This is a genomic window from Herpetosiphonaceae bacterium, assembly GCA_036374795.1.
Classification (GTDB): Bacteria; Chloroflexota; Chloroflexia; order Chloroflexales; family Kallotenuaceae; genus LB3-1.
This window is the reverse complement of sequence record DASUTC010000200.1, coordinates 34704-47919: the sequence shown is the minus strand read 5'-3', so window position 1 is coordinate 47919 and position 13216 is coordinate 34704. Positions and strand designations below refer to the sequence as shown.

Genomic DNA, 13216 nt, shown 5'->3' with positions numbered 1-13216 from the left:
TACCTGACAGCGCTGCTAGAATAAGCGCAGATGTACTAAAACAGCGTGCGCAGCGCTGAAGGAGGGCCGACGATGAGCACGCAGCCGGACCAATCCCACCCTGCACGAGCGGCTGATGAGCGGGAAGTACGCGCGCTCTATCAGCAGCTATTGTCTAGCTGGAACGAGCGGAATGCCCATGCGTTTGCTGCGCTCTTCAGTGAGGACGGCCATTCTATCGGCTTCGATGGGAGCGCGATCAGCGGACAGGCCGAGATCGAGTCGCATATCCGCCAGATCTTCTCCGACCACCAGACGGGCACCTACGTAGGGAAGATTCGAGACGTGCGCTTTCTGGGCGCTGATATTGCCCTCCTTCGGGCTGTCTGCGGCATGATCCCGCCTGGGCAGGCCGACCTCAATCCCGCCGTGAATACGATCCAGACTGTGGTTGCTGTCAGACACGATCAGACATGGCGCGTCGAACTCTTCCAAAATACCCCGGCGCAGTTTCACGGCAGGCCGGATCTGGTCAGGCAACTGACGGATGAGCTTCGCGAGCTTCTTACGTAAAGCCATCATCCACAGTCGATGGAACACAGGATCGCGTGCGATAGCCGCCGTGGGGATGCTCGACAGCGGCGATCCCTCATGATTTGCCGCGACGATCGCGCCCAGCCTGCGCACGCTGCTCTTGTCCATCGGGCCAGGCGACAGGCCGACGATCTACCCCCTACCGATCCACCCGATTTCGATCTCATTTCCCTTACCAAGCGCTTGATCTCTCGGTATAATCATGTCTCCCCCTTAGACCTACCGGGAAGGAACACCACTTGAGACAGCTTACGCTTGCTTTGATGCTGATCGCTTCGCTGCTGCTGCCCTACACCTGCTCGCAGGCGGCAACACAGCCAGCGCCGACACAGCCAGCGCCGACCTCTCAGGCGGCGACATCAAGCGCATCCGTTTTTGGCCTCAATAGCCATATCGCATCGCGCTACCCCAACTACGAGACGCTCGACCAACCGGCTGGGCTGGTGAAAAATCTTGCGGTCGGCTGGGTGCGCGAGGACGTGCAGTGGTCGCGGGTCGAGCCGCGTCCCGGCCAGTTCGACTGGTCCTGGCACGATACGGTCTTTGATCTGCACCGGCGCAACGGCGTCAACATCATCGGCGTGATCGGCCCGTCGGTCGGCTGGGCCACGCCGGAGCCGAGCGATCCCGTCGACGGCGTTTCGTTCTACCCGCCCGATCCCGACAGGTACGCCGCGTTTGCGCAGGCGGTCGCGGCGCACTACAAGGGCAGGGTCCAGGCGTGGGAGATCTGGAACGAGCCGGAGAACTCCAACTTCTGGAAGCCGGGGCCGGATGCGGCGGCCTACGCGCGGATGCTGATCAAAGCGGCAGCCGCGATCAAAGCGGTCGATCCGTCGGTCACGCTGCTGAGCGGCGGCGTGGTGCCCTTCGACCAGAGCTTCCTGACGGCGGTCGCGGCTAACGGCGCGTGGGGCGCGTTCGACGTGCTCTCGGTCCATGCGTACGTGGATCCGTTCACGCCCGAAACCGCGCAGATCGACGTGGTCGGGATCGACAATGTGCGGGCGCTGGCCGCGCGCTACGGCAGCAAGCCGATCTGGGTCACGGAGTACGGCTGGGGCAGCGGCGCGTGCGAGCGCGATCCGGTCGGGCGCACCGACGAGCAGCAGCAGGCCAATCATCTCGTGCGCGGCGGCGTGCTGCTGCGGGCGGCAGGTGCCGAGCGCGTGCTCTGGTATAACTTCAAAGATCATCAGGAGCCCTGCTACGGCATCATCCGTGGCGGCGGCGGCAGCACCGACTATAGCTCGCTCAAGCCTGCGGCGCAGGCGCTCCGCGTGCTCAGCCAGCAGATCGGCGGCGCGCAGCCGCGCGGCGCGCAGAACGTGATGCCGAGCCAGGTCGTCGTGTCGTTCGATGACACGCGCGGCTGGGGAGCGCCCTTCCCCGCAGGCAAGCAGCCGATCGTCGCCAGCGGGGCGCAGGTCCACGGCGGAAGCGCGGCAGGCCAGATCAGCTACCGCTTCGACAGCGCCAATAACGATTATGTCGCCTTTCCACGCAGCGAAAACACGCCGCTGCCCGGCAATACCACCCGACTCGGCCTGTGGGTCTATGGCGACGGCTCAGGCCATATGCTTCAGGTGCGCATCGCCGACGAGCAGGGCGAGGTGCTGCAATACCGCCTCGGCTACATCGGCGGGGCGGGCTGGCAGTTCTTGAGCACCTCGCTGACCGGCGAGGTCGAAGAGGGCAACCGCATCAGCGGCGGCAACGGGCGGCTCGACGGCGCGCTCCGGCTCAAGGAGCTGATCGTCGACGATAGCCCGAACACAGCTACCGGCTCCGGCACGATCTACGTTGACGATCTGACGGCGTTCCAGGGCAGCGATGTGTATGTCCAGCGTTTCCAGGTTGGGGGCGATGTCGTCGATGTGATCTGGGCACCCGGCGGCGGTGCCGTGCGGCTACCGACCGCATCGGCGAGCGCCACGGTAACACAGCGCGACGGTAACAGCAGCCAGGTCGGAGCCGAAAACGGCACGCTCGGCCTGAGCGTCGGTCCCGCGCCGATCTATGTGCGGCACGTCCCCGCCAGCGCGCCGAATCCGCCGTCCGCGCCGCCCGCAGGCAACGCGCCCGCGCCCTACGATGGCAGGTACGCGACGCCCAACTTCCAGCGTGTGTGGGAGCGCACCGACCGTGCGGTCGCCGAGGGCAGGCTGACGCAGCCGCGTACCTGGCTCTGGGGTCCGCAGCCGATCACCGCGTCGCATCGCGAGCCATACAGCGACAGCCCCGGCGGCTCGCGCGTGGTGCAGTACTTTGATAAAAGCCGGATGGAGATCAACAATCCCGCCAACGGCCAGGTGACGAACGGCCTGCTGGTAGTCGAGCTAATCACCGGCAAGACGCAGGTCGGCGACGCGGCCTTTGCCGACGCCGCGCCAGCCGAGCAGGCGGTCGCGGGCGATCCGACCGAGGCTAACCCGCAGGGTCCGACCTACGCCTCATTCCGCAGCGTCGCCTACCCAATCAACACCGCGAAAGCGCCCAATCGCACGGGTCAGACCGTGATCGCCACGCTGCGGCGCGACGGAGGCGTCGCGGATGATGGAGCGCTCGGACGCTACGGCGTGCAGATTGGCGGCTACGATGCGACGCTGGGCCACAACGTACCGCGCGTCTTCACCGATTTCTTCGCGCAGCGCGGCCTGATCTACGAGGGCGGCTACCGTCAAGGCCAGGTGATCGACGCGATCTTTGCGGTCGGCCTGCCGATCAGCGAGCCGTACTGGGCGCGCGTCAAGGTTGGCGGCGTCGAGAAGGATGTGCTGATGCAGGCGTTCCAGCGGCGCGTGCTGACCTACACGCCGAGCAATCCGGCTGGCTTCCAGGTGGAGATGGGCAACGTCGGGCAGCATTATCTGCGCTGGCGCTACGGTCGGTAATCGGCGATCATCTTCGGGGCGTATGGCAATACACCCTTACATTTTCATCATCGGCCCGCCGCTCGCTCGTACACCGCGATCGTCCGGCGGGCCGTCTCCGCCCACGTGAAGCACGCCGCCCGCGCTAATCCCCGCTCGCGCAGCCGCTCGCGGAGCACCGGATCGTCCAGCAGCGTGTGCAGCGCCTCGGCCAGCGGCCCCTCCTCCGGCGCTACCAGCAGCCCGGCATCGCCCACGACTTCCGGCAGCGACGATGTGTTGCTGGCGATCACGGGCGTGCCGCAGGCCATCGCCTCAAGCAGCGGCAGGCCAAAGCCCTCGTAGCGCGAAGGAAAGACGAAGGCTAGCGCGCCCGACAGCAGCGCGGGCACATCGGCGGCGGGCACATCGTGGATGAAGCGCACCCGCTGCTCAAGGCCCAGTGTTTGGACGATCTGCCGTGGCTCGGTGTAGCGCCGATCCCATGCTCCGGCGATCACCAGCGGCACATCGGTTCCCACCCGCGCGAACGACCGGATCAGCGTCGCCAGGTTTTTATGCGGCTTGTTGCTGCCGAAGTAGAGCAGGTAGCGCTCCGGCAGCGCGTAGCGCTCTCGGATCGGCTGGATTCTCGCGGCGGGCTGCGGCGTAAACGAGCGATCGGCGGCCAGCGGGATCACGCGGATCAGCTCATCGCTGATCCGGTACTCGCGGATCAGATCGCGCTTGGTAGCCGCCGAGCTGGTGATGATCTGGTTCGCGCCCCGTAGCGACAGCCGCAGCGACAGCTCAAACAGCAGACGCGAGCGCGGCGGCAGCGCGCCCGGCACGACCCGCCCGATCACGTCGAAGACCGTGACGACGGGACGCGGAACGCCCCAGAATGGACGAATGTAATAAGGTGCGTGCCACACATCCGGCTGAACGATCCGGCTGAGCAGCGGCAGCCGCCACTGCTGCGCCAGTTTCAAGGGCGCGGCGCGGGTTGGAATGCGCGCGATCTGTGGCCGGGCAAAGGCTACCTGTGTCGGCGGGGGATCGTCGCCATAGCTCAGCACCGCGATGTGATGCCGCAGCTCGATCTCGGCCAGCCCCGACAGCAGGCCGAGCGTCGCCCGCGCCACGCCGGGAAAGTGCGGCGTTGTCGCCCGCGCATCCACCACGATCCGCAGCCCATCGCTCATCGTCCTGCTCCAACAGCTTCATGCAGCCGACGCGCGAGCCGCTGGATCACGCGATAGGCACACAGCGCCAGCCACACACCGGCGGTGACGACCGGGCCGTAATACTTGGCGTAGAGCCGCACCAGCGATCGATCGTAGTGCGCAACGGCGCGCGATCCGACGGTGCCGCCGCCAATGTGGGTGATCGTCACCGCTGGCAGAAAGATCACCGGCCAGCCAGCCCGCCGCAGCCGCCAGCCCCAATCGACATCCTCGAAATACAAAAAGAAGCGCTCATCCAGGCCGCCGACCGCCTCGTATGCGTCGCGCCGCACGACCATGCATGTTCCGGCCACCCAATCGACCGGCTGCGGCTGTGTCCCGGCCCATTGGTGCAGATAGCCGCCGCGCAGATGCGACCAGACGCGGCGGATCAGGTAGCCGGGCGTCGGCGCGCTGCCGTAGCTGTAGGGCTGCGGCTGCCCGTCCGGTTGGAGCAACTGCGGCCCCGCCGCCCCGATCTGCCGGTGGTCGTCCAGCCAGCGCACCAGCGCCGAGAGCGCGTCATCGTGGAGCAGCGTGTCGGGATTGAGCAGCGCCAGGTAGCGCCCCTGGCTGGCGCGCAGGCCGAGATTGCAGGCGGTGGCAAAGCCGGTGTTGTGTGGGTTGCGGATCAGATTCGCGCCCGGAACGATCTGATCGAGCGCGGCGATCCCAGGCGACGGCGAGTTATCGACGACGATCGCCTCGTACGTTATGTCACGTGTGTGTTGCGTGATCGAGGCCAGAGTCGCGTGGAGCAGCGGCTCGCTCTTGTAGGCGACGACGACGATTGAAAGATCGACCATTGCGATGCTAGACGCTCCATTGGACAGGCTGCGACACGATCACGACTCCTGCGCTACGGCACGGGCGGCAGCCAGCGCATCGAGACGGGCAGCAAGCTGGCGCGTCAATTCGCGGCGCTCGAACTGCGCAATCCGTGGAGCGTGCGCCGCGCCCCGACCAAGCGTGCCCGCTCGGTGCTCGGCCAGCAGCGCGTGCAGCGCCGCGACGATTCGATCGGCTGCCAGCGGCGGCACGGCCTGGCCCACACCCGCCTCACGCACCAGGCGCGAGACATCGCCCTCCGGCGCGAGCGCCAGCACCGGCCTGCCGATCGCGAAATACTCAAACAGCTTGTTGGGATGGCTCAGGCGACCCTCGCGGTCGTCGGTGGTGATCAGCAGCAGCACCTCTGCCGCCGCCATCTCCGCGATCGCTTCGGCATACGGCATGAACGGCACGATCTGAACCATGCCGCTGGCAACAAACGGCTCGGCCCAGTGGTAAACGTCGGGATCGAAAACGCCGACCAGCCGCAGCTCAAGATCGTCCGCCGTGATGCCCTGCGCCACAAGCCGGGCCAGCGCCTCGAACAATCCTCGCGTGGCAGCCGCGCGCGTCCCCACCAGCGACCCGACGTGCGTCAGACGCAGCGCTTTACGAGCCGGAGGCGGTGTTGTCGGCGGAACATCCGCCGGGTCGAAGCCATTGGTGATCGTCGAGATGTGGTCGGCGGACATGTCGAACGCGCGCAGAATCAGATCGCGCTGGCCCGCTGTGGCAGTCGTCACATGATCGGCGGCGCGCAGGCAGGTCTGCTCCCAGGCCCGCTGCAACTTGTAGGTCAGCGGATCGGGGATCGACGGATTTTCGCTCCAAATATCGCGCAGATCCATCAGCCACGGCAGAACGGGAAACCGACGCTTGAGCCACCAGCCCGCGACATGCACCGAGTACGGCGGCGCGGTCGTGAAGCAAGCAGAAATATCGCCCTGACGCAGACGGTCGGCTGCGGCGCGCACCACGGCAGGCACCCACAGCAGTTGCGGATCGGGGATGAACAGGCGACGAAGCCGCTGCCGCAGCCGGGCACTGCGCGAAGGACGCGCGCTGTGGCGTCCCGCAACGGCATCACCCGGCGCGAGCGGATTATCAACGCGGATCACCTCAAGGTCGGGCGGCAACTGCGCCAGCAGCGCCTCGTCGCGCAGGCCGCCGCGCACCGTCGCCGCGACGACCACCGGCTGCCAGCCAAACTCCGGCAGATAGCGCACGAACTTCGTCACCCGCAGCACGCCTGTCGCGCCCCGGGGCGGGAAATCATAGGTCAGGATCAGAACACGGCGCATCACACTTGCTCATCAATCGATCGTGGGGTAATGCTATACCCTACCGAAACCATGCAACGCGCGGATTATACAGCAGCTTACGCTTGAGCAAGCAGGCGCGCTGTTTCCTCACAGGCGCGGTGCTCAACCAGGGATCAAAGCGGCGAGGGTTACTCGTTATCAGGGGCTAGGCTCACATACATCAGCGGCAAGCGGCGAGCGGCGCTGATCGGAGAAAGACGCTCGCCGCAGCGCACCGCGCCCATCGCGCGATAGAACGCCTCGGCATGGGGATCGCTCTCGATCACCATCCTCCGAAAGCCAAGCCGGGCAGCCGTCGCCACGGCATGTCGAAACAGCCGCTTGCCGTATCCACGCCCGATCGCGTCGGGATCGACAAACAGATTGTCGAGTTCGACCTCGCTCTCGCTGCCGAGCAGGCTGTAGAATCCAACCACCGCTCCCGCGACTTCCAGCACGAACACCGGATGCGCCGTGATATACGCTGCCGAGAAGGTCAGCAGCGGGAGGCAGGCATCCATAAACGCCTGATCATAGCCCCAGTAGCCTTTGGAGCGCAGCGCAAGCTCGCTGATCAGCCGCGCTTCTTCCGGCAGCGCAGGCCGGATCGTCGCGTTGGCGCTGGTTTTCATCGTCATCGTCCAGCTCTTCCAAGGTATACAGATCGTCGACAGCAGTATTCTAACAAAAGCTAGAACTTTTTCTGTAACATCGGCGTCAAGCATCTAATCACTCTTTGCAGAGTCGGATAACCGCTCATGGGAGGCTGTGAGCGAACAGTTGAGGTAACAGCTTGATGAGTCTCTTTCGTATGATTATCGCCACGCTTACGATCCTCGGCCTACTCGTCGCCTGTTCCACCACAACTACCCAGGCACCACAGGAGCAAGGAAGCGTGACACCACCAGATCAGAGCAGCAGCCCAACCTCGGAGCCGGAGGGCACTCCCTCCGGCGAGCGCTTCACCAACAAGCAATGGCTGCTTACACAGTACGGCCCGTCCGAACAACCGCTGGCACCGCTGACGGAGAAAGCCCCGGTCGTGACGTTTCATGACGACGGCAGGCTCGACGGCTCGACGGGCTGCAACTCGTATTTCGGAAGCTACGCCGTCGAGGGCGAGCGCCTGACGATCGGCCAGTTGGGACAGACTGAGATGGCGTGTGATGGTCCCGTGATGCAGCAGGAGCAGGCGTTTTTGCAAGCCCTGGCGGCAGCCGGATCGTTCAGCGCTACCGCCAACAGCCTGACGATCACCTACACAGGCGGGCAGCTCAACTTCACGCTTGTGCAGCCGCCCCGCGCCGCCCCGCTGCTCGATACGACCTGGCAGATCAGCGCTTTCGAGCAGGGCGACACCGTCCAATCGCTGATCACCGGCTCGCAGATCACCCTGAAGCTCGCCAATGGCACCGTCGGGGGCAACGCTGGCTGCAACCACTACGGCGGAGCGTACACAGTCGAGGGGCAGCAGATCACGTTCGGCGAGATCCAGCAAACGCTGATGGCGTGCGCCGACGCCGGAGTCATGGAGCAGGAGACACGCTACATCACCGCGCTGCGCGCTGTCACCGCCTGGGCAATCGACGGCAACAACCTCGTGCTGAGCTACGACGGCGGCGCGCTGCATTTCACGGCTCAGGCTGCGTCTCAGTAGCTCCCGTCGACGACAGCCGAGGGCAGATCGCGATCCGCCCTCGGCTAGTGGTCGAGCCGGATCTGCGCATACATCTCTAGCATCTGCGAAACATTCTGCTGCCAGTCATAGCGCTGGCTCACCCACTCGCGCCCGGCGCGGCCCATCGCGGCACGGCGCTCAGGATCGCGCAGCAGATCGATCGACGCAGCGGCCAGCGCCGCCGGTCGCTCCGGCGGCACGAGCAGACCAGTCTCGCCGTCACGCACCACTTCGGGCAGCCCGCCCACGTTCGATGCCACCACCGGCAGGCCGCACGCCTGCGCCTCAAGCGCGGCCACACCAAACGACTCGGCGCGCGATGGCATCACGAAGAGGCTGAGCGACCGCAGCAGCGCGGGCACGTTCTGATGCGGAATTCGACCGCACAGCCGCACGCGCTCGGCAATCCCTAGCTCGGCAATCCGCCGTTCGAGCATCGGCTGCATGCTGCCCGCCCCGCCGATCTGCACCTGCACCTGGGACACGGCGCGCAGCATCAGCGGCACGGCCTCGATCAGCACGTCGATGCCGTAGTTCATTTCCAGATGGCGCAGCGTGCCGATGTTGTAGCCGCCGGGTGGCTCTGGCGCGGGCCTGAATCGATCAAGATCGACGCCAAACGGGATCACATGGATCGGACGGGGCGCGTGCAGGTAGCTGGCCGTTACGCGCGCCAGATAGCGCGAGGTCGCGGTAAGCTGCTCGGCGTGCGCCAGCAGATATGGGTACAGCCGCGTCTTGCGCGCGTCGCGCTGCACGACATCCGAGCCCCAGGTCGAGACGACCAGACGACGCAGCAGGCACAAAAACGGCACCGCCGCCGGAGCGGGCAGCGAGTGCAGGTGAACCAGATCGGGCTTGAGCGCACTGACGATGCCGGGAACACGCGCCCAGCCCCGCAGCAGCGCCGCGACACGCTGCGACGGCGTCATGCCCGCGGTTGCCGTAGCGATCGTCAAGAGCGGCAGGCGGCGCAGCGTTGGCGGCAGCGCGGCGATCGGTGTCGTCGAGATCAGGCTTACGGGGCAGCCGCGCCCGCTCAGCGCCTCCGCCCAGCGCTGAACATGCACATTGCTCGCCGGGCCGATCAGACAGATTCGTCGCGGTATCATCGAGGAACCTCGCCGCGCCTGAGCACCAGCCGTCGATAGACCTGCATATCGGAGCGGCGCGGGATCAGCAGCTCATGCCAGGGAACCCGCGCTACTCGCGTGTAGATCCGCAGCAGCACGATCGTCTGCGTGATGTAGGCCAGCGTCGAGGCCAGCGCAGCGCCCAGGATGCCGAAACGCGGGATCAGGAGCAGATCGGCGAGCAGCGTGACGACCAGCGCCAGCGATGAGGTCAGCGATGGATAGTGCGGCCAGCCCCGACCGGAGAGATCGCTCGCCAGCACTTTATGGATACTGAGCGCCACCACGCCCAGGAGCAGCACGGCCATCGGCGCGACCGCTGGCAAATAGAGCGGGCGGAGCAGCGCCAATCCGGGCCACGTCACGCCCAGCAGCCCGACCGCGCCCAGGCTGGTCAGGAGCAGCGTATGCCGCGCCACGCGCGGCGTGTCCCGGCTGCTGCCGGTCGCGGCTACCTGCGGCAGCAGCGCGGCGCTGATCGCGTTCGGAATGTACCAGATCATCTCGGCCAGCAGAACGCCGGTCTGGTACAGCCCGACCGCCGCCTGTCCCAGAAAGCCCTGCACGATCAGGACATCGAGACGATAGTTGAACGTCTGCACCACGTTTCCGACGTGACCGCGCAGGCCCAGGCCGAGCAAAGGCCGCAGCACAGCGCCGTCGAGCCGGGGTCGCAGGCGACCCAGCCGCCGCACCGACCACACCGTCCAGCCAAATCCACACCAGCCGCCCAGCACCACGGACCACACCGCGCCGCGCGCGCCCCAGCGGAGCCACAGCACCAGCACGATCGCCAGTACAAGCTGCGCGACCGCCTGCACGCTCTGGGTCAGCGCCACCTGCCGCAGATCGCGGCGAGCAGCCAGCAGCGAGCGCAGATAATCGCCGAGCAGCGTCGGCGGCAGCAACAGCAGACCAAGCAGCACGTCGTCGGTCGTGACGCGGTACTCGCCGCTGAGAAAACGCGCCGCCAGCGGCAGGCCCGGCAGCGCCACGACGATCACCGCAGCGACCACGCACAGGCCAAGGCCGAGCAGATTCGACAGCAGCCGCTGCTCGCTCACGCCCCGATTCAGGAGCACGGGCGTCGCGTGGCTCACGCCGAGCAGCGTCAGCGATGCCAGCAGCGTGGGCACGAGCACGATCAGGCTTTGAAAGCCGCGCGCGGCAGGCTCCAGCAGGACGATCAGCAGCAGCGCCGTCGCCAGACGCATGATCTGCGCGCCAAAGCTCCAGGCAGCGTTACGAATCAACATCGCTCGCGACCATCATCGATCGCCCGCTGCTGGCTCGTCCAAGCGGTAGAGCGTGAGCCGCCGAGAGCCAAGCGGAAGCTGCCCCAGCCGGATCGAGCGTGCCAGCAGCGGGCCGTAAAAACGCCGCAGATAATCATCACGGTTGCCTTCTTCCACCAGCGCGTAGCGCGCGCCCAGCGTCTCGACCGGCAGCCGGTCGTTCGCCAGGCCCACGAACGGCGGGGCGCACGGCAGGGTATTGCCGGGGCTCAAACCACACGCCGCCACGCCCAGCACCAGCTCGCCGCGTGGCACCAGCCGCTCGACGGCGCGCGCACTGTCAGGTAAGGTCGTCCGTCGAGCGGCGGCCCAGCGCAGATACCACCAGCCGTTCCAGAGCAGACAGGCCGTGAGCAGCAGCGCAGGTCCGTAGCGCATGAGTGATTGAAAATATTGAAAATATTGATTATCGGCATGAGCCACTGCAAACACTGCTAGGACCACGAGCGCTGGCAGCACCAGCGTATAGTAGCGCGGCGGGCTGTACGGCATCAGCAGCAAGCCCGCGCCGCACAGCGCCCAGGCCAGCGCCAGCGCGACCGATGGCGCTAGCGATCGATCGCGCCAGGCCAGCAGCGCCTTGAACGTGCCCGCCAGCGCGACGCCCAGCAACACTGGTGTCTGGCCCCAGATGTACGTCGAGCGAATGTTGCGTCCAAAGACCTGAAGCGCCTCTTGCAGCGTTTGGGGAACGCGATCGGCGGCGTAGAACTGATTATAGGCCGTCAGCTCGCCGCGATGCGGCAGATACCAGATCAGGCCATACAGGCCCAGCGCCAGCGCCAGACCGAGCAGGTAGCCGACCGCGATCGGCCAGCGCGTCCAGCGCCGATTGAGCAGCAGCAGCGCCAGCAGCGGCACCGGCAGCCAGATCAACGCCAGCGATTTCCAGACACACGCCAGCGCGGCACAGGCTCCACATCCGATCGACCACCACGCGCTGCCGCCCAGCGCGCGCCGCCAGCACCAGGCCGCCGCCACCAGCCACGCGACCATGCTCGGCTCCAGCAGGCCCAGGCGGCTGTACTGAAGCCAAAAATAATCCAGCCCCCACAGGCTCGCTCCCAGCAGCGCCCAGCGCGGCCCCCAGTCGGAGCGCAGCAAGCTCCAGAACAGCAGCAGCGCGACCGTGGCGAAGACGATGCTGATCAGCCGGACCTGCACGAATCCGACGCCGAAGAGCGAGAATACGACGAAGGCCAGGCCGTCGAAGAGCGGACTGACCAGCCGGTTGTCCCACTCGTTGGTGCGCGCTATGCCGAACAACACGCGGTTGCGCGCGGCGTGGCTGTACAGCCCCTCGTCGGTGAAGGGCGCGCCGCTCCAGGTCAGCGTTGTAGCCGCGTCGGCATCGATCCACAGCAGCCGCAGCAGCAGCGCCAGACCAAGCACCAGCAGCAGACCGAGCCGCCAGAGAGTGGCCTGTGTGCGCGACGCGGCGCTGCCCGACGCGGCGATCGACGATGTATTGTGGGAAAACATGACGGATTAAGTGAGGTCGCCGGACGGGGTAATATTGGCAGCCGACTTGGTCTGCTGCTGATGAGCCGCGAGCATATCCTCGATCCGCGCCACGACCATATCGATCGCGATCGAGTTCAGGCCGCCGCGCGGGATAATGATGTCGGCGTAGCGCTTGGACGGCTCCACGAATTCCAGATGCATCGGACGCACCGTGTGGAGATACTGCTCGATCACCGACTCCATCGACCGACCGCGCTCACGAATATCGCGCTGGAAGCGACGGATAAAGCGCATGTCGGCGTCGGCATCCACATAAATCTTGATGTCCATCCGCTCGCGCAGCGCTTTGTCGGCAAAGATCAGAATGCCCTCGACCATAATCACCGGCTGCGGCTGGACCAGGTGCGTCTCCGGCTTGCGATTATGTCTTGTGAAATCGTAGATCGGCACCTCGACCGCCTGGCCGCTGCACAGCGCGTCCAGATGCGCGATCAACAGCTCGTTATCCAACGAGTCGGGATGGTCGAAATTGACCCTGGCGCGCTCCTCCAGCGATAGATGCGACAGCTCACGGTAGTACGAGTCGTGCTCGATATAGGCGATCCGCGCCGATCCGACCCGCTGCAAAATCGCCCGCGATACTGTGGTCTTGCCCGAACCCGTCCCACCGGCCACGCCAATAATGATCGGATGTTGCATACTCTTCACACTAGGTTTCAAGCTCAAAGTTTCAAGTTCAACGTTGCGAGTTTCAAGTTCAACGTTTCAAGTTCTCGGCCTGTTCCCTGGTTCCCTTGTTCTTTCGTCAAATTGTAACATACGTCATCGTGCGCCTACTCAACGGAGGCGCTACAAAGGGTATG

The 13216-nt window shown here is 65.7% G+C and carries 11 protein-coding genes; 3 read left to right on the top strand and 8 right to left on the bottom strand.

Going from position 1 to position 13216, the window contains the following annotated elements:
• Positions 1–72 precede the first annotated feature (72 nt).
• Together VFZ66_15145 and VFZ66_15140 are read left to right on the top strand one after the other, a co-directional pair.
• Positions 73–552, top strand: coding sequence for an SgcJ/EcaC family oxidoreductase (locus VFZ66_15145; protein HEX6290523.1), 480 nt, complete (start codon positions 73–75; stop codon positions 550–552).
• A gap of 260 nt (positions 553–812) precedes the next feature.
• Positions 813–3467 (top strand): glycosyl hydrolase, encoded by a 2655-nt coding sequence (locus tag VFZ66_15140; GenBank protein ID HEX6290522.1) that lies wholly within the window; start codon positions 813–815, stop codon positions 3465–3467.
• A 47-nt stretch (positions 3468–3514) separates the two neighbouring features.
• On the opposite strand, the gene VFZ66_15135 is transcribed toward VFZ66_15140, so the two are convergent.
• The 4 genes from VFZ66_15135 to VFZ66_15120 all read right to left on the bottom strand — a co-directional run bounded on the left by VFZ66_15135 (position 3515) and on the right by VFZ66_15120 (position 7421).
• Positions 3515–4630, bottom strand: a complete 1116-nt coding sequence (locus VFZ66_15135) for a glycosyltransferase family 1 protein (protein ID HEX6290521.1) — start codon at positions 4628–4630, stop codon at positions 3515–3517.
• Positions 4627–5457: a glycosyltransferase family 2 protein gene (locus VFZ66_15130; GenBank protein HEX6290520.1), complete on the bottom strand. Its 831-nt coding sequence runs from the start codon at positions 5455–5457 to the stop codon at positions 4627–4629. Before VFZ66_15130 ends, VFZ66_15135 begins: the two co-directional genes overlap by 4 nt.
• A gap of 39 nt (positions 5458–5496) precedes the next feature.
• Positions 5497–6783 (bottom strand): glycosyltransferase, encoded by a 1287-nt coding sequence (locus VFZ66_15125; GenBank protein HEX6290519.1) that lies wholly within the window; start codon positions 6781–6783, stop codon positions 5497–5499.
• Positions 6784–6932: 149 nt separating this feature from the next.
• Positions 6933–7421 (bottom strand): GNAT family N-acetyltransferase, encoded by a 489-nt coding sequence (locus tag VFZ66_15120; protein ID HEX6290518.1) that lies wholly within the window; start codon positions 7419–7421, stop codon positions 6933–6935.
• 257 nt (positions 7422–7678) lie between these two features.
• On the opposite strand from VFZ66_15120, the gene VFZ66_15115 reads away from it, so the two are divergent.
• Positions 7679–8440, top strand: coding sequence for an META domain-containing protein (locus tag VFZ66_15115; GenBank protein HEX6290517.1), 762 nt, complete (start codon positions 7679–7681; stop codon positions 8438–8440).
• A 44-nt stretch (positions 8441–8484) separates the two neighbouring features.
• Here the strand turns inward: VFZ66_15115 and VFZ66_15110 are convergent, their stop codons facing one another.
• The 4 genes from VFZ66_15110 to udk are packed head-to-tail and all read right to left on the bottom strand — an operon-like array spanning position 8485 to position 13061.
• Entirely contained in the window at positions 8485–9573 is a 1089-nt protein-coding gene (locus tag VFZ66_15110) for a glycosyltransferase (GenBank protein HEX6290516.1), read from the bottom strand.
• Entirely contained in the window at positions 9570–10850 is a 1281-nt protein-coding gene (locus VFZ66_15105) for a polysaccharide biosynthesis C-terminal domain-containing protein (GenBank protein ID HEX6290515.1), read from the bottom strand. Before VFZ66_15105 ends, VFZ66_15110 begins: the two co-directional genes overlap by 4 nt.
• A gap of 12 nt (positions 10851–10862) precedes the next feature.
• Positions 10863–12371 carry a glycosyltransferase family 39 protein gene (locus VFZ66_15100; protein HEX6290514.1) on the bottom strand — a complete coding sequence of 503 codons (1509 nt, stop codon included), beginning with the start codon at positions 12369–12371 and terminating at the stop codon, positions 10863–10865.
• 6 nt (positions 12372–12377) lie between these two features.
• On the bottom strand, positions 12378–13061 hold the full coding sequence (udk, locus tag VFZ66_15095; GenBank protein ID HEX6290513.1) for a uridine kinase: 684 nt from the start codon (positions 13059–13061) through the stop codon (positions 12378–12380).
• Positions 13062–13216: the final 155 nt, after the last annotated feature.